At 66.3% G+C, this 16,541-nt stretch carries 19 protein-coding genes; 4 read left to right on the forward strand and 15 right to left on the reverse strand.

What is annotated here, in order from left to right:
• Nucleotides 1-4: 4 nt before the first annotated feature.
• From BMG00_RS10500 to BMG00_RS10560, 13 genes are all read right to left on the reverse strand, one after another.
• Nucleotides 5-259, reverse strand: coding sequence for a DUF2484 family protein (locus BMG00_RS10500; RefSeq protein ID WP_078574323.1), 255 nt, complete (start codon nucleotides 257-259; stop codon nucleotides 5-7).
• The gene (locus tag BMG00_RS10505; protein WP_078529736.1) at nucleotides 256-1,446 is read right to left on the reverse strand and encodes an APC family permease; all 1,191 of its coding nucleotides are present in this window, start codon (nucleotides 1,444-1,446) and stop codon (nucleotides 256-258) included. Before BMG00_RS10505 ends, BMG00_RS10500 begins: the two co-directional genes overlap by 4 nt.
• A 79-nt stretch (nucleotides 1,447-1,525) precedes the next feature.
• Entirely contained in the window at nucleotides 1,526-2,935 is a 1,410-nt protein-coding gene (gene murC, locus BMG00_RS10510; RefSeq protein ID WP_078574324.1) for a UDP-N-acetylmuramate--L-alanine ligase, read from the reverse strand.
• The gene (locus BMG00_RS10515; RefSeq protein WP_078529740.1) at nucleotides 2,932-4,035 is read right to left on the reverse strand and encodes a UDP-N-acetylglucosamine--N-acetylmuramyl-(pentapeptide) pyrophosphoryl-undecaprenol N-acetylglucosamine transferase; all 1,104 of its coding nucleotides are present in this window, start codon (nucleotides 4,033-4,035) and stop codon (nucleotides 2,932-2,934) included. Before BMG00_RS10515 ends, murC begins: the two co-directional genes overlap by 4 nt.
• Before the next feature lie 19 nt (nucleotides 4,036-4,054).
• On the reverse strand, nucleotides 4,055-5,221 hold the full coding sequence (locus BMG00_RS10520; protein ID WP_078529742.1) for a peptidoglycan glycosyltransferase FtsW: 1,167 nt from the start codon (nucleotides 5,219-5,221) through the stop codon (nucleotides 4,055-4,057).
• A 119-nt stretch (nucleotides 5,222-5,340) separates the two neighbouring features.
• Nucleotides 5,341-6,339, reverse strand: a complete 999-nt coding sequence (locus BMG00_RS10525) for a hypothetical protein (protein WP_078529744.1) — start codon at nucleotides 6,337-6,339, stop codon at nucleotides 5,341-5,343.
• Complete coding sequence (locus BMG00_RS10530) at nucleotides 6,336-7,016, reverse strand: ABC transporter ATP-binding protein (protein WP_078574325.1); 681 nt, start codon at nucleotides 7,014-7,016, stop codon at nucleotides 6,336-6,338. The genes BMG00_RS10525 and BMG00_RS10530 overlap by 4 nt, the downstream gene beginning before the upstream one ends.
• Nucleotides 7,017-7,026: 10 nt before the next feature.
• Nucleotides 7,027-8,169: an ABC transporter permease gene (locus tag BMG00_RS10535; RefSeq protein ID WP_078529748.1), complete on the reverse strand. Its 1,143-nt coding sequence runs from the start codon at nucleotides 8,167-8,169 to the stop codon at nucleotides 7,027-7,029.
• Entirely contained in the window at nucleotides 8,166-8,498 is a 333-nt protein-coding gene (locus tag BMG00_RS10540; protein ID WP_078529750.1) for a hypothetical protein, read from the reverse strand. The genes BMG00_RS10535 and BMG00_RS10540 overlap by 4 nt, the downstream gene beginning before the upstream one ends.
• The gene (locus BMG00_RS10545) at nucleotides 8,498-9,040 is read right to left on the reverse strand and encodes a nitrous oxide reductase accessory protein NosL (protein WP_078529752.1); all 543 of its coding nucleotides are present in this window, start codon (nucleotides 9,038-9,040) and stop codon (nucleotides 8,498-8,500) included. The genes BMG00_RS10540 and BMG00_RS10545 overlap by 1 nt, the downstream gene beginning before the upstream one ends.
• Before the next feature lie 118 nt (nucleotides 9,041-9,158).
• Nucleotides 9,159-9,779, reverse strand: coding sequence for a nitrous oxide reductase accessory protein NosL (locus tag BMG00_RS10550; RefSeq protein WP_078574326.1), 621 nt, complete (start codon nucleotides 9,777-9,779; stop codon nucleotides 9,159-9,161).
• A gap of 133 nt (nucleotides 9,780-9,912) precedes the next feature.
• A complete protein-coding gene (locus BMG00_RS10555) occupies nucleotides 9,913-10,338 on the reverse strand; it encodes a DUF2946 family protein (protein ID WP_078529756.1) in 426 nt (141 codons plus the stop codon).
• A 665-nt stretch (nucleotides 10,339-11,003) separates the two neighbouring features.
• Complete coding sequence (locus BMG00_RS10560) at nucleotides 11,004-11,330, reverse strand: hypothetical protein (protein WP_078529758.1); 327 nt, start codon at nucleotides 11,328-11,330, stop codon at nucleotides 11,004-11,006.
• Nucleotides 11,331-11,457: 127 nt separating this feature from the next.
• Between BMG00_RS10560 and BMG00_RS10565 the strand changes: the two genes are divergently transcribed.
• From BMG00_RS10565 to BMG00_RS10580, 4 genes are read left to right on the forward strand one after another with little or no spacing between them, the layout of a single operon-like run.
• Complete coding sequence (locus BMG00_RS10565) at nucleotides 11,458-11,838, forward strand: PepSY domain-containing protein (RefSeq protein ID WP_146642600.1); 381 nt, start codon at nucleotides 11,458-11,460, stop codon at nucleotides 11,836-11,838.
• A complete protein-coding gene (locus BMG00_RS10570; RefSeq protein WP_078529760.1) occupies nucleotides 11,838-12,503 on the forward strand; it encodes a response regulator transcription factor in 666 nt (221 codons plus the stop codon). The genes BMG00_RS10565 and BMG00_RS10570 overlap by 1 nt, the downstream gene beginning before the upstream one ends.
• Entirely contained in the window at nucleotides 12,500-13,843 is a 1,344-nt protein-coding gene (locus BMG00_RS10575) for a sensor histidine kinase (RefSeq protein ID WP_078574327.1), read from the forward strand. Before BMG00_RS10570 ends, BMG00_RS10575 begins: the two co-directional genes overlap by 4 nt.
• A 6-nt stretch (nucleotides 13,844-13,849) precedes the next feature.
• The gene (locus BMG00_RS10580; RefSeq protein ID WP_078574328.1) at nucleotides 13,850-14,572 is read left to right on the forward strand and encodes an alpha/beta fold hydrolase; all 723 of its coding nucleotides are present in this window, start codon (nucleotides 13,850-13,852) and stop codon (nucleotides 14,570-14,572) included.
• Here the strand turns inward: BMG00_RS10580 and BMG00_RS10585 are convergent.
• Both BMG00_RS10585 and BMG00_RS10590 read right to left on the reverse strand, forming a co-directional pair.
• Nucleotides 14,562-15,899, reverse strand: coding sequence for an 8-oxoguanine deaminase (locus BMG00_RS10585; RefSeq protein ID WP_078574329.1), 1,338 nt, complete (start codon nucleotides 15,897-15,899; stop codon nucleotides 14,562-14,564). The genes BMG00_RS10580 and BMG00_RS10585 overlap by 11 nt on opposite strands.
• A 66-nt stretch (nucleotides 15,900-15,965) precedes the next feature.
• On the reverse strand, nucleotides 15,966-16,532 hold the full coding sequence (locus BMG00_RS10590; RefSeq protein WP_078574330.1) for a peroxidase-related enzyme: 567 nt from the start codon (nucleotides 16,530-16,532) through the stop codon (nucleotides 15,966-15,968).
• Between the last annotated feature and the right edge of the window lie 9 nt (nucleotides 16,533-16,541).

Here is a 16,541-nt window from a genome sequence, read left to right on the forward strand (position 1 = left end):
ACGCTCACTCGCCCGCTTGATCGCGCGGCTGGCGCAGGGCGCGAAACAGGAAGATCACCGGCCAGCGCAGCACCGATATGCCGCCCGCAAGCACCACCAGCCCCCAAACGGGGCCATTCTCATAGGTCACCCAGCCCAGGATCGGCACGCCAAGCGCGATCAGCCCCCAGGCGGCGGGCCAGTGGAACCGTCGCGGACCAATCGCGATGCCGGTTGCCAGCAGGGCCCAGAGGCAGGCGAGGATCAGCGAAATCGTCATGCGAAACCTCCCAGAGCGGCGATCAAGGCGGCGCCTGCGACGCTCGCGCCCAGCACCGGAACCGCCATCGGCACACGGAACGGCGCGAAGGCGGAGCGGCGCTTAAGCACGATGAGCGCAAGATTGACAAGCAGAAAGACGCCAAGAAGAACGATCGCACTCGCGCCGGCGAGTTGCTCGATCGGGGCCGAGAGCGCCAGCGCGATCATGCCGGCGCCCGAAAGCACCGTTGCGAGAACGGGCGTGCCAAAGCGCGGATGGGCAGCGTGAAAAACGCTCAGAGCAGGCGTGCGGCGCCCCAGACCGTAGAGCACCCGCGCCGCCATAACCACCTGCGCCAGCACCCCGTTCAGCGCCGCAGCCACCGCGATCGCGGCCAGCAGCTGCGGCCCGTGCCCCGCCGCTTGCCATACAAGGGCCAGCGGCTGCTCGGAGGCGCTCAGCTCGGCCAGCGGCACTGCGCGCACCGCCGCCCAGGAGACGCCGAGATAGAGCACCGTGGTGATCGCCAGCGCACCCAGGATTGCGCGCGGCATGTCACGGGTGGGATCACGCATCTCCTCGGACATGTTCACCATGTCCTCAAAGCCGATGAAGGCGAAGAAAGCCAATGACGCAGCCATCGCAATCCCCGGCCAATAGGGCGCGGGAAGCGGAGTCAGATCCGGGCTCGGAGCGACCGAGAACCCGGCCCAGATCACCAGCGCCAACCCGCAAACCTCGATCAGGGTCAGCACTGCGGCAAAGCCCACGGATTCCAGCACGCCAAGGCAAGCCACGCCGATCAGAGCGAGCCCGAGCACCACCATCACCACCTCGTTCGGCAGGGGCAGAAGCAACGTGAGATACCCCGCGCCCCCGCGCAGCACCGCCGCCGCCGAGATCGTGCCCGCCGCGACGATGGCAAGCCCCACGAGAACGCCGAGCGCGCGGCTGTCCAACCCCGCCTCGACATAGGCGGCCTCGCCCGCAGCTTCGGGAATACGCGAGGACAGCTCGGCATAAGACAGCGCCGACGGAGTCGCGATGAGCCCGGCCAGCGCAAAGGCCAGCGGAGCCCAGATCCCGGACTGCGCGGCCACCGCCCCCACGAGCACGTAGATCCCCGCACCGACCATGACGCCGACCCCGTAGCCGATCATCAGAACAGGCCCGAGGCGACGTTTCAAATGGGTCTCGTTGCGCATAACGCGGCTATCCTTGCCCAATCCCTCGACGTGGCAGCGCCGCAGTTCCGTTTCCCGCCGGGACGCGCCCGGCGCCCGCTCAGCCCCCCAGCTTCGCGGGCAGGTTGTTCGCCCAGGCCGAAATCGTCCCTGCCCCGAGGCAGACGACGATATCGCCCGGCCGCGCCTGTTCGCGCACCAGCCGGGCCAGATCCTCTTCCGAGATGATGGCGCGCGCATGACGGTGGCCATGCGCGATCAGCCCGGCCACCAGGTCGTCGCGGGTCGCGCCCTCGATCGGGTCCTCGCCGGCCGAGAAGACCTCGGCGATGGCGACCACGTCGGCCTCGTTGAAACAGGTGCAGAAATCGTCAAACAGCGAGTGCAGGCGCGAATAGCGGTGCGGCTGATGCACGGCAATCACCCGCGCGCCGGGCTTCACCGCCTGTCGGGCGGCTTTCAGAACGGCGGCGATCTCGACCGGATGGTGCCCGTAGTCGTCGATGATCGTGACGCCGCCCAGAACCTCGCCCACCTTGGTGAAGCGCCGGTTCACGCCGCCGAAATTCGCCAGCGCCTCGCGGATCTCGTCTCTCTTCATGCCCAGATGGCGGGCGACAGCCACAGCAGCCAGCGCGTTCGAGACGTTGTGATCGCCCGGCATCGGGAGCGTGCAGCCCTCGATCACCGGCTTGCCCTCTTCGCCTTGCAGCGCGATGTCGAAATGCGCGACGCCCGCCTCGTAGCGCAGGTTCAGCGCACGCACATCGGCCTGCGCATTGAAGCCGAAGGTCACGACGCGGCGGTCGTTGAGCTTGCCGACCAGCGTCTGCACTTCGGGGTGATCGGTGCAGCAGACCGCGAGCCCGTAGAAGGGGATATTCGAGACGAAATCGTAGAACCCTTTGCGCAGCGCGTCGAAGGAGTGCCAGTGCTCCATATGCTCGGGGTCGATATTGGTGACGATGGCGATCGTCGCGGGCAGACGGTTGAACGAGCCGTCGGACTCGTCTGCCTCGACCACCATCCATTCGCCCGCGCCGGCGCGTGCGTTCGATCCATAGGCATGGATGATGCCGCCATTGATCACGGTCGGGTCGAAATTGCCCTTGTCCAGAAGCGTCGCCACCATCGTCGTGGTGGTGGTCTTCCCATGCGTGCCCGCGATCGCGATATTCGACTTCAGCCGCATCAGCTCGGCCAGCATCTCGGCCCTGCGCACGACCGGCAGGCCGCGACGGCGCGCCTCTTCCAGCTCCGGGTTGCCCGGCTTGATCGCGGTCGAGATCACCACCACGCCCGCATCGCCGATATTCTCGGCGCGCTGGCCCTCGAAGATCGTCGCGCCCAGCGTCGCCAGACGGTCGGTGATCTTGGAGGCTTTCGCATCCGAGCCCTGCACCGTGAACCCTTGGGTCATCAGCACTTCCGCGATACCCGACATACCGATCCCGCCGATACCGACGAAATGGATGGGGCCGAGTTCTCCGGGCAGTTTGGTCGCGTTCATTTATTCTTTCCTGCTAGGTCTTCGACGAGGGCCACAAGCCGCTCGGTGGCATCGGGCACCCCGTAGGAGAGGGCCGCGCGCGACATCTGCAACGCGCCATGGGGGTTGTCCAGCACCAGTGAGATTTGTTCTGCTAGGCTCTGCGGCGAGAGCTGGCTTTCAGGGATCACGATCGCCCCGCCCGCCTGCGCCAGTCCGCGTGCGTTCGCCGTCTGATGATCGCCCGCCGCCGCCGCGTAAGGGATCAGGATCGCGGGCCGCCCGATGATCGAGATATCGGCAACCGAAGAGGCGCCCGCGCGCGAGATCACCAGCTGACATTCGCTCAGACGGCGCGGCACGTCCCTGAAGAAGGGCTCGACCTCGGCGGCGATGCCCGCGGCCTCATAGGCGGCCACGACCCGGTCGAGATCCTCGGGGCGTGCCTGATGGGCGACACGGAGATTGGCGCGGGCAGCCTCCGGCAGGCTCGCAAGCGCGGCCGGGACCGTATCCGACAGGATCCGCGCGCCCTGGGAGCCGCCAATCACGAGCACCGACATCGGGTAATCGCCGGGCGGGATATAGGCAGCGCCCGCGCGCTCGAGCACAGCGGCGCGCACCGGGTTGCCGGTATGCTCGGCTTGAACACCTTCGGGAACATCGGTGGGCCAGGTGCCGCAGGCGAAACGGTTCACCTTCTTGGCGAACACCCGGTTCACCTTGCCCATGATGCCATTCTGTTCGTGGATCGCGCGCGGGATGCCGAGGAACACCGCCGAGGACAACGCCGGGATCGTCGGGTAGCCGCCAAAGCCCACCACCACGCTCGGCTTGTCCGAGAGGTTGCGACCGATGGCCGAAGCCACGCCGCCCGCGATCTTGAAGGGCACAGCGATCTTGCCCAGAGCGCCGCCCCGCGCGAAGGTCGCCGAAGCGATCTGCTCGACCGTCACCACATGGGGAAAGCCGCCTGCATAGCGCGCACCCCGCGCATCGGTCGAAAGTTTCACCCGCCAGCCGCGGCGCACCATCGCCTCGGCCAGGGCTTGTGCGGGGAACATGTGCCCACCCGTTCCGCCCGCGGCGATCAGAAGTAGCGGGGTCGTGTCCTTGGCCATATCCCCCTCCCTCGAGGTGTTAGCGACCGCGCCGGGCGAGAATATCCGAAATCTGCCCTTGCGGCCGGGTGCGAGTCAGCGCGAGCAACATACCCACCGCGATCCCCGAGGCAATGACCGAAGAGCCCCCGTAGCTGACGAACGGCAAAGTCATGCCTTTCGCGGGCAGAAGACGCACCGCGACGCCCATGTTGATGATCGCCTGAACGCCGAAAGCGCAGGCCAGACCCGCGCCCGCCAGACGGGTGAACGGGTCGCGCTCGCGCATCAAGCGCAGCATCGAGCGGATCACCACCGTCGCGTAGAGCGCGATGATGCACAGCACGAGGATCAGCCCGTATTCCTCGGCCGCGACCGCGATGATGAAATCGGTATGCGCATCGGGCAGCGACCATTTCACCGATCCCTGCCCCACGCCGACGCCGAAGAACCCACCCTCTTGAATGGCGTTCGTGGCGTAGCCGATCTGGGTGCGCGGATCGACCTCGGTCGAAAGGAACCCGTTGATCCGGCGCGCGAAGTGCTCCGAGACGTTATAGGCGAAGAAGCCCCCCGCGACGGTGAGCGCCCCGATCCCCGTCAGCAGCGCGATCGGCGCTCCCGAGATGAAATACATCACCGACCAGGCGAACAGCACGAGCGACGCCTGCCCGAAATCCGGTTGCAGCGCGAGCGCGACCACGATGATCGCCATCAGCAGGAAGGAATAGAGCCGCCCCTTGGGGCCGCCGAGTTCATGGGCCGCAGCCATGAACCATGCTGAAATGATAACGAAACCGGGCTTGAGAAACTCCGAAGGCTGGATCGAGGCAAAGCCGAAGGAATACCAGCGCACGGCCCCCTTGCCGAAATCCGTGCCCAGCACCGGTAGCATCAGCACCGCAATGAAGGCGCCGGCAAAGCCGATCACGCCGATGCGGCGGATCTGCTTGGGATCAAGCAGCGACATCGCGAACATCACCACCAGCGCGAGCGTACCGAACGCGGCCTGTCGCTTGACGTAGTAGAAGGGCTCGAGCCCGTTGCGCTCGGCCAGCGGCACCGAAGCCGCGAGCCCCAGCAACATGCCAAGGCCGAAAAGCATCATCACTGCGCCAAGCGCCCATTTGTCGATGGTGCGCCACCACTTTGGAAGGATGGGTTCACCGGCCCGCACGGGGACGGTGCCGAATGCCATTTCTGTCATGGGCTATACTGCCGTTTCTGCCTCGAATGCGCCCGTTTGCCGGGTCTAGGGAGGAATCTAGCCCAAAAGGTTTGGCCTGACTAGGGAAAAGCCCGTGAGTGGGGTTTCCCGCAGGAAGCTCACCCGAAGATGATGAGGTTCGAGGAGGCAATCGCATAAAGCGTCGCCAGCCCGAAGCCCGCGAACCCCGCCATCGACCAGATCACCTGCCGCCGGATCATCGCGGGCAGCTTTTCCGCGAGGCTCTCACGGCTGCGAAACAGCGACAGCATCCCCGCGCCCACGCCGAGCCCCGTGCCAAGAAACAGAGGGATGTAAAGCGCGTAGCCGTAATAATTGTATTCCGGCTTGAGGATGCAGAACGGGCAATGGTGGTTGGGGTATTCGTAGATATAGGGCGAGATCACCGAGACCACCGCCGTCAGCGCCAGCGCAAACATCAGTACCGAGGCCAGCGCATAAAGCCCGAACCCCCTGCCCCGCCAGAGCGCGAAGCCCCCCGTTGCTGCAACGAACACTCCGGCTCCGCCCAGCAGCCACAGCGAGGCGCCCGGCCCGATCGAAGCCATCTCATTGGCGAGCCCCGCATTGGCAGGCGTGAACAGCTTGGAACAACAGGAGGTGATGACGTCGGTGTGCATGTTGAGGAAATAGGCGAGCTCCGTGCCAGCATCGGCCAGCACCAGCGGCACGATGGCCAGCAGCACGCCGTATTTCACACGGGTCAGCGGATAGTCGCGACCCATCCGGTCGGCGCGGTCCAGCATCAGCCAGAGCACGGCCGCAAAGAACACCCCGATCTTGAGATACAGCGCCGGGAAGCCATAGCCGTTCACGTTCAGCGTGCCCACCGCGCACATCGCGCCCACGAAGAGCGACGCCATCCGGTCGGCATTGAAGACGAACAGCAAAAGCGCCGCCAGCTCCGCCAGCATCACGGCGGCGAAGAGGGTCGAGACCAGCTCGGTCGCGCGTTCGCGTTGCAGCTGCGCGCGGCTCATATCGGCGAGGTTCCAGCGCCGCAGCACCTGTACCGCGAAGCCGCCGGACCAGAGCGCGGTGAGGCTAGCCAGTCCCGCCACCAGCAAAAGCGCCATGATCGGGGTCTGGAAGATCATGCGAATTCTCCGAAGATCGCGCCGTCGCGCATCTCGACCACCGCATCCACCCCTTCCGCATCCCAGATACGCGGGTCATGCGAGGTCATGATGACGGTCTTGCCCTCGGCCCGAAGAGCGCGGACGATCTCGAGAAAACGCATCGTCAGTTCGGTGTCGAGGTTCGCGGTGGGTTCGTCCGCGATCACGATGGGCGCGTCGTTGATGAGGGCGCGGGCGATGGCGGCGCGCTGGGTCTCGCCGCCCGAGAGGAACTCGACCGGCATCGTGGCCTTGTCGGCGAGATCGAGCGCCGCGAGCCGCTCCAGCGCACGCTCGCGCACCGTGGCATGATCGCCCCCCAAGGGTGCCGCAGGCAGCATCACGTTCTCGATCACCGAAAGGCCCCGGATCAGGTTGAAGCGCTGGAAGACAAAACCGAAAGTGGTCCGGCGCAGCTCGGTCAGGAAGCGTTCGGGCAAGCCCGAGACCACCTCGCCGTCGAGCGTCACGCGCCCCGTGGTGGGCCGCGCCATGCAGGCCACGATCGACAGCAACGTCGTCTTGCCCGAGCCCGACGGCCCTTTCAGCACAGTGATCGCGTCGCGCGCGATCTCCAGGTCGATCCCCTTGAGCGCCTGCACCTCGTTCGGGCGGCCCTCGTTATAGAGCTTGGTGACGGATGTGAGTGTGATCATCGTTCCCTCCTCACCGCATGACCGCATCGGGATCGCCCGAGGCCACGCGCCAGATCGGCACCAGCGTCGCGGCGATGTAAGGCACGATGGTCAGAAGCGCCAAGGTCAGAAGCTCGAGCCCATCCACATGCGGCGCGAGGGCGAAATCGGGATAGATCACCGCCCAACCTTTCAGGATCGGCGCAAAGAGCGGCGCGCCGAAGAAGAACACATGAGCAAAGGCGGTCACGGTGCCGAGCAGGAACGCCCCGAGCGAGACCAACCCACCCTCCCAGAGCTTCATCGCGATCACGTCGCGCGTGTCCCAGCCCACCGCCTTGAGAATACCGATCTCGCGCATTTCCTCGGCCGAGAGGCCCGAGGCCTTTTCAGCCGCGAAGATCACGAAGGCGAGGATGCCCGCGGCGGCCAGAGCGGCCAGCAAGCCCTCGCGCCAATCGAAGAGCTTCTGATAGGTGCGCTCGATATCGCTGCGGGTGACGAAGCGCATCTGCGGCAGCGCGTTCGAACCCTTCTCGACGATGGTGGCGACCTCGTTGGGGTTGCGGACCGTGGCCACGACATCGGTATAAAGGCCGGCCGGGATCTCGAAGAAATCGCGGAAATCGGTCTCGTTCATCAGCATCAGATCCGAGGTCATCAGCGCGGAGTCGCTCTCGAAGGCGCGCGCGACGTTGAAACGTTTCAGATCGCCCTCGTAGCGCGAGAGGAACAAGGGCGCGCCGGACCATTTGAAGCCACGCGCGCGCGGGATGCCTTCGCCCACGATGACCGAACCGGGTTCGGGGATCATCTCGGGATCGTCGGGCACCATCACCGTGTAATTGGCCCCCACGATCCGGTCATAATAATAGCCCCAGAGCCGGGGCTTGGCCGAAGTCACGCCGCGGATCTTGCCGATCTCGTCGGCCACCGCGCCGTCGATCAGATCCTGCCGTCCCATCGTGATCTTCTGCACCGTCACCTCGGGTGCGTCGCGCAGCACCGCAGAGGTCTCTAACCGCAGCGAGGCCGCGAAGAACATCGCCGAGGCCAGCACGAAAACGACGATCGCATAGACAGCGACCAGCGCGATATTCTTGCCTTTGCGCCGCGCGAGCGATGCGAGCGTGTAATCGGCCAGCGCGCGCTGGCGGCGAAGCCACGGGGTCATTTCTTGGCCTCCGGTTGGAAGATCAGCCAGCCATTCCCGGGCAGATCCGGCACCGGCACGATCGTGCCCGAGGGAAAGTGGTCAAAGCCCATCGGGTGATCCTGAAAGGGGGTATTGAGATCGGCAAGCGCGGGATGGCGGGTATAGCGCGCCTCGGTGAACAGCGCCGTGTCGGTCAAACCCAGCGCCCGCACGAGCCCCGCTTCCTTCGCCAGCCGCGTGTTGCGCGCAGCACTGGCGAAAGCGGTGTAATAGAGTTCGATCGCCAACAGCGCGCCAAGCGCACCGAGAGCGAGGAACACCGGGGTCGTGAGACGGCGGACCTGCATCAGTCGGTCTGGCCGTTATCGAGACGTGTCAGGAGATCGTCCTTGACCTCGTCAAAGGCGAGCGTCCGCTTGCCCTTATGGTCCTTCAGGAAGTCGCTCGCATCGGCCTCGTTCATCAGCGGGATCAGTTCATGCCCCATCGGACCGAGCACATCCGAGCCGATCGCGTAGATCGCCCCATGCGCCTCGATCATCTTGAGCGAGTAATACTCGGTCACGCCCATCCCGGTGATCTGATCGGCGGTGCGACCCTGCGCGTATTTCTCCATATCGTGCAGGTATTTAAAGAAATCCTTCGCCCCGTCGAAGTGATCGGCATGGCCGTCGGCATAAAGCACGGTCGCGACCCATTCGGGATATTTGGCCACGAACATGCCGCAGACCGGGCAGGTATCCTTGGGGCCGGGTTTCGGCAGGTCGATCGGGGTGGCGGCGGCCTGCGCGAGGCGCGGGCGCACACCCAGCCCCAGCGCCGCGGTCGAGGCGGCCATCAGGCTCAGCATCCGGCGGCGCGAGGGGCGCGGGTTCTGGTGATTGCACATCAGGGGAGTTTCCTTTCGGGCGCGGGGCGGTCATCGCCGGGGCGGCGGACCTCGCGGATCGTGTCGGCAGGGAGACGGGACCGGATCTCTCCGGCCCCGCTCGTCGAGGGACGCGGCCTTACTCGGGCTTTTTCATCTCGCCCGCTTTCAGGCGACGCTCGGCGCGGCGCTTGCGGATGTTGATCGTGTCCTTGGCCATGTCGACATAGGCCACCGTCAGCGCTCCGTCGAAATCGGTCAACTGGGCGCCAGCCGATGCGGCCGCCTCGGCTTTGGCCTTGTCGGCATAGGCCCATTTCGACGAGCCGGTCATCGTACCGGGCTTGGTGCTGTCGATCACGAAGGTCATGGTGGCGGTATCGGCCAGCGGCTTGATCTTCTCGTCCGAGCCTGCATCGCCGGCGTAGATCGTCTTCGGACCGCGATCCATGTTGATCGACAGCGAGATCGCCGAGCAGTGGATCGAGCAGGTTCCGTCAACCGTGTCGTCCTCATAGACGATGAGTTGACGGGTATGGCTGAACATCTGGCGCATCATGCCGCAATAGGGGCAGCGCGGATATTTCTCGAACTCGTTCTCGAGCGGGTTGGTGTCTTTCTTCAGAAAACGGGCGAGACCGTTCTCGTCGGTCCATTCCCAGGGCATCTGCTGCATCATCTGGCCCTCGGCATCCGCGCTTTGTGCGGCGGCGAGAGCGACCCCGGTCGAAGTGGTGAGCAGGAAGGTACGGCGGTTCATGGTTTTCCTCCTAGGCCTTGAACGCGGGGCATGTCGGTACCCGGCAAAGCCGATGTCATTAAGCTGAATGTCACGATTTGATGTGCATGCGGTTCATGCGCGCCCACGGATAACGGGTCGCGAAGGGCCGCGATCAGCCTACGGGAGGAGCCCGGATCGGGGTCTGGGTATCGCGGTGCAGCTTGAGCCCGGCCTGCGCCCGAAGGGACAAGAAGGGCGCGGGGGCCAGCTGGGCCGCGAAGATCGGCAGGGGAGTGGCCTTCGGCGCGTCGAAACCGCACACGCTCGCACTCGAGCAGACGGCACAATCGCTGTTGGAGCCATGGCCATGTCCCGTCGACCCGGCGGGCGCGGTCGGGTTCGAAACGACCCGCCCGTCCGGCGTCATCAGGACGATCCCCTCGCCCGTACAGATCTGGAGGAGACCGAGACGCGCACCGGGCGCTGCGCGCCCGAACTCGGCCGCTGCCGCGGCGCCGATATGGTCGGCATAGAACAGGGCCTGAAGCAGCATCGCGACGAGTGCAAGCACCCGCCCCGAAACCAACCATCGGGCCATTCGTTCTGTCGAGCGTCTCACGCGTCCCTCACGAAACCTCGCATTCGGGTGAGAGATTAAGAATGCGACGGGTGAACGCAAGAGTTCATTCTGCCGCAGCACCGAAAAGCGCAGAGATCGGGATAGAGCATCGCCGCGAGACGCAGGCGGCAATCGCGAACAGGATGGAACCACGGCCCGACTGCCTCGAAGATTGCGAAGGAATTTTCGGGCAAGCCCCGGGGGACAGGGGTTGGGGGCTTGCCCGACCATGCGCGGCCAGGGGTGGGGTGAGGGCCTGAAGGCCCGGGGAACGAGGCCCGTGCATGGTATCGATCTGGCGCCTGACGCGCCTGCAAGACGCCCCCTCGGGGGAGCCCAGCGGGTGGGTCAGGATCGGAGGCAGGCTTGCGGAGCGCGCCAAGCGACGCTCCGCAGCCCCCCGCAGGAGCCGCATCGCGGCTGCCGGGGTCAGGACCGCCGCCGCGAGGAAAGAGAGCCGGGCGGGCACTCCTCGCGTCGCGCAGGTGATGACAGGCATCACCAACGGCCCCTATGTCCCGGCACGCCGCAGCGGCGTCCGGACGGCAACGGTCGCGCCCTCCCTAACCTTCCCGGCTTCTGGCCGAGCGGGTGCCTCTCGCCGCATCACGGCCGGAGGCGGACGGCGCGACCGTCACCGGCGATCACTCCTCGACGGTCTCGATCGTGTCGGTCACCCAGGAATTCCGGATGCGGACCGCATCGCGCAGTTGGTCGCGATAGGCGCTCACCGTGCCCAGACCCAGTTCGCCATCGCGAATCTGGTAGCGATTTTGCGTCTGCGTCTGGGTGCGGGTGCGGGTCTGCGTCTTGAGCTGCAGCACATCGCCCGATTGCGCCGAGACACCGGCTCCGCCGCCAGCGCCCTTGCCGCCGCCCGATCCGTTCGGCCCTTGCGCCAGAGCGGGCGAGAGCGAGGCCAGACCGAGGGCCGCGGTGAGCGCGGTGGTGAAGAGAATGGTGCGTTTCATGTCGTACTCCTACGAATCGCTGTGAGGCGTGTTTGCCTCGATGACCCCGTCCTGCCATGCTCGCCCTGACACCATCCTGACGCGCGCTGTCAGCGTCCTGTCAGGTCCGTTTGGCTATGGAGTCCGGATGAAATCCGTCGTCACCTTCCTTCTTGTATTGCTGCTGGCCAGTCCGGCCCTCGCCCAGCGTTCGGGCGGCGGCGCGGGCAATGGCGGAGGCGGCAATGGCGGGGGCAATGGTGGCGGTGCGAGCGCAGCGGATCATGACCGCGCCCGCTCGGCGGTGGAACGCAACGAGATCCTGCCGCTCAACCGCATCCTCGCCACCTTGCGTGAATATCAGCGCGGGCGCGTCATCAAGGTCGATCTCGAACAGATTGCGGACCGCTACATCTACGCGCTCAAGCTAATCACCCCCGAAGGCCGTCTTCTTGAACTCGAGGTTGACGCCGCCACCGGTTTGCCGATTGCTAAGGCAGGGAAAAGCGGTCTCGACGAGGGGAATTGATGCGCGTCTTGGCGGTCGAGGATGACCAGCGGATCGCGGCAGATCTGAAAACGGCGCTGGAGGCGGCGGGCTTCCTCGTGGAGATCTGCGACGATGGCGAGGACGCGTGGTTCCTCGGCGACACCGAATCCTATGACCTCGTGATCCTCGATCTCGGCCTGCCCGGAATGGACGGGCTGAGCGTTCTCAAGAAATGGCGCGCCAATGGTCGCGATATGCCGGTGCTGGTGCTGACCGCACGCGGCGCCTGGACCGAGCGGGTCGAGGGGATCGACGCGGGCGCGGACGACTACCTGCCCAAACCCTTCCGCATGGAGGAGGTGATCGCGCGGGCGCGCGCGCTGATCCGGCGCTCGGCCGGTCGCGCCACCGCGATGCAGAGCGCGGGCGAGCTGATGCTCGATGCAAACCGCATGAGCGTCTCGATCCACGGTGTTCCCGTGCCTGCCACGGCACTCGAATATCGGCTACTGTCTTACCTGATGCTCCATCGCGACCGGGTGGTGCCGCCGACAGAGCTGCTCGAACATCTCTATGGCGACGATGACGCGCGCGAGGCGAATGCGCTTGAAGCGGTGATCGCGCGGCTCAGGCGCAAACTCGGCCCCGGCGTGATCGGCACCCGGCGCGGATTTGGCTATTTCCTCGAAGGGAGCGGCGCGTGACGCGGCCCTCGCTGCACCTGCGGCTTGCGCTTGCGGGGGCGGTGGCGGTGGTCGTGGCGCTGGCCTTCACCTCGGCGGCGCTGACCACACTTTTCGCGGCCCATGTCCAGCGCCGTTCCGAGGCGGAACTCTCGGTTCAGCTGGATCAGGTCGTGGCTGGGCTCGGGCGCGATGCGCAGGGCGCGCTTGGGCTTGAGACACCTCCCACCGATCCGCGTTTCGAGCAGCCGTTAAGCGGCCTCTACTGGCAGGTCGATACCGGTACGGCGGTGTTGCGCTCGCGCTCGCTGTGGGACTACGTGCTGCCGCTGCCCCCCGATGAGCTGCCCGACGGGCAGATCCACACCCATATCCTGCCTGACCCGTCGGGCGGCGCGTTGCTGACGCTTGAGCGGATCGTGACACTTCCCGACCGCCTTGGCGGCGGTGTGAGCCGCGTGGCGGCCGCGCTGACCACCGCCGATCTCGAAGAGGCCCGACGCGCTTTCCTGCGCGACCTTCTGCCCTATAACGCGATCCTCGCGGCGGCGCTGATCGCGGCAGGCTGGGCCCAGCTGTTCATCGGCCTGCGCCCGCTCGCGACGATCGGCGAGCGCGTCGCGGCGGTGCGCTCGGGCAAACAGAACCGGATGGGCGAGGATTTCCCGAAGGAGGTGGCCCCGCTCGTGGCCGAGGTCGATGCGCTGATCGCGGCGCGCGAAGACGAGCTCGACCGCGCCCGCCGCCGCGCTGCCGATCTCGCGCATGGGTTCAAGACGCCGCTTCAGGCGCTTCTGGGCGAGGCCGATCGGCTGCGCGAGAGCGGGCAGGACGGCGCGGCCCGCTCGATCGAGGAAATCGCCGCCGCGATGAGCCGCCATGTCGACCGCGAGCTGACCCGAACGCGCCTTGCAGGACGCAGCCGGGCGGCGAAAACGCGGGTGGGCCCGGTGATCGAACGCGTCGTCTCGGTCGTCAGCCGCACTCCGCAAGGCGCGGAACTGAGCTGGCAGATCGATGCGAACGGCGCCCCTCTCGCCGCGATCGACGCCGACGACCTGACCGAGGCGCTTGGCGCGATCGTCGAGAATGCGAGCCGCCACGCCAAGAGCCACGTCACGATCCGCGCCCGCGATCTGGGCGCGCAGATCGAGATTGCGGTCGAGGATGACGGGCCGGGGATCGAGCCTTCGCGGATCGACGAGATGCGCAAGCGCGGAGCGCGGGCCGATCAGGGCGGACATGGGCTGGGTCTCTCGATCTCGGCGGAGATCGCCGAGGCCGTGGGCGGCGCGCTGGAGCTGGAAAACATCGCGCCGGGGCTGCGCGTGCGGCTCCTTCTGCCTGCGGTGCTGGGCTGAGGCCGGATGCAGTTCGAGCGCCTCCATCACAGCGCCCCCTACAGCGTCGATTTTCTCGATGGCACTGGCGAGGATCTGGTGATCGCCTTCTCCTCGATCGGTCATGATGCGGCCCGCCCGCCCTCGCCCGAATTCGTGGCGACCGCCACCGGGCGCGGCACGCCAGCCCATCCGCGCCGGGCGCTGTTCGTGGTGGATACGCACCGCAGCTGGGCGAATGATCCGGGCTTTGCCGCGGCCCTGCGGACGGCGCTGGAGCAGGTCACCGCGCGCCGCCCGGTTCGGCGCGTCGCGGCGGTGGGGCTTTCCATGGGAGCCTTCTCGGCGCTCGCGGCAACGCAGGTTCTCAAGATCGACACGGTGCTCGCTCTGGGGCCGCAATACTCCGTGGCGCCCGACGGCATACCCCCAGAGAAACGCTGGGTGCGCTGGACGTGCAGGATCACACATTTCCGATGGCCCACCGCGCCGGTCCCGCCCGAGAGCTGCTGGACGATCCTGTGTCACGGCGCGCGCGATGATCTCGCGCAGGCCCTGCCCTTCCCGCAAGCGGACCATATCGATCACCTGATCTTTCCCGAACTCGGCCATTCCGAACTCGCCCCGCATCTGAAGGCGCGCGGAGGGCTGTCGGGAATGATGGAGGCCGCCCTTGCCGGTGACCGCCGTCGCCTGCTGCGGATTTCAAGCGCCGCAGGTGGCGTGAGGCGCGAGAAATTCAGCCCATGAGGCGCGTGGCGAGGCGGTTTTGCATCTCGATCACCCGAGGCAGGTCGATGGTGGTGACCTGTCCGTCGCGCACGATCTGACGGCCCTCGACGAGGAGATGTTTCACCTTGGGCGGCCCGCACAGCACCAGTGCCGCGACCGGGTCCCATGCGCCTGCCGCCTCCAGCCCCGAGACATCCCAGATCGCCACATCCGCGCGTTTGCCGGGCGCGAGCACGCCGCAATCGGGCCGACCGAGAACCTGCGCGCCGCCCAGCGTCGCGATCTCCAGCGCCTCGCGCGCGGCCATCGCATCGGCGCCGTTCTGCACCCGCTGCAACAGCATCGCCATGCGCGCCTCGCCGATCAGGCTCCCGGCATCGTTGGAGGCCGAGCCATCGACGCCCAGCGCCACCTTCACCCCCGCATCGCGCATCTGGCGCACCGGCGCGATCCCCGAACCCAGACGGCAATTCGAGCACGGGCAATGGGCGACACCCGTGCGCGAGCGCGCGAAGAGGTCGATCTCGGCCCCATCCAGCTTCACGCAATGCGCGTGCCAGACATCGTCACCCGTCCAACCCAGATCCTCGGCATATTGCCCCGGACGGCAGCCAAACTGTTCCAGCGAATAGGAAATATCCTCGTCATTCTCGGCCAGATGGGTGTGCAGCATCACGCCCTTGTCGCGCGCCAGCAGGGCCGCATCGCGCATCAGCTCGCGCGAAACCGAGAAGGGTGAGCACGGCGCGACCCCAACCCGGCACATCGAGCCCTCGCCGGCATCGTGGAAAGCGTCGATCACGCGAATACAGTCGTTCAGGATCGCTTCTTCGCGCTCCACCAGACTGTCGGGCGGCAGGCCCCCGTCGCTCTCGCCGATGCTCATCGCGCCGCGCGTGGGGTGAAAACGCAGGCCCAGTTCGGCGGCGGCCTCGATCGTATCCTCCAGCCGCGCGCCCCCGGGATACATGTAGAGGTGATCCGAGCTGGTCGTGCAGCCTGTCAGAGCCAGTTCCGCGAGGCCCACCTGTGCCGAGACGCGGATCTCCTCGGGGCCCATCTTCGCCCAGATCGGATAGAGCGTCTGGAGCCAGCCAAAGAGCAGCGCATCCTGCCCTCCCGGCACCGCGCGGGTCAGCGTCTGGTAGAGGTGATGATGGGTGTTCACGAGCCCCGGCGTGACGACACACCCCTTGGCCTCAACCACTTCGCCCGCGCTTCGCAGCCCCGGACCGACCGCCACGATCTTCCCGTCTCGGATCAGCAGATCCGCGCCCTTCAGCTCGCGCCGGGTGCCGTCCATCGTGACGATCACCTCGGCGCCCCGGATCAAGATCTCGCCCATCGCGCGTTTCCTCTGGCTGGTTTCGCCGGAGCCTAGACCGCGCGGATGGGCAAAGACCAGAGGGGCTCAGCGCCCCATCGCGTAGAACTCGGGGTTCGGCGGGATCGCGGCCATGTTCACCAAGCGGTTCGACAGGCCGAAAAACGCGGTGATCGCGCCGATATCCCAGATATCGTCGTCGGTGAACCCATGCGCGCGCAGCGCCTCGTAATCGGCCTCCTCGACTTCTTGGGCCCGCAGGCTCACCTTCATCGCGAAATCGAGCATCGCGCGCTGCCGGGGCGTGATCTCGGACTTGCGGTAGTTTACCGCGACCTGATCCGCGATCAGCGGGTGTTTGGCACGGATCCGCAGGATCGCCCCATGGGCAATCACGCAATACTGGCACTCGTTGGCCGCCGAAGTCGTCACCACGATCATCTCGCGCTCGGCAATGGTCAGGTTGCCGGGCTTTTCCATCAGCGCGTCGTGATAGGCGAAGAAGGCACGAAATTCATCGGGCCTGTGCGCCAGCGCGAGGAAGATATTCGGGATGAACCCGGCCTTCTCGTGAACCGCCTCGATCCGCGTGCGGATATCCTCGGGCATATCGGCGAGTTGCGGCACCGGGTGCCGACTGATCTTGTCTTGCATTCAGAGTCT

The organism is Thioclava marina (assembly GCF_002020135.1).
GTDB lineage: Bacteria > Pseudomonadota > Alphaproteobacteria > Rhodobacterales > Rhodobacteraceae > Thioclava > Thioclava marina.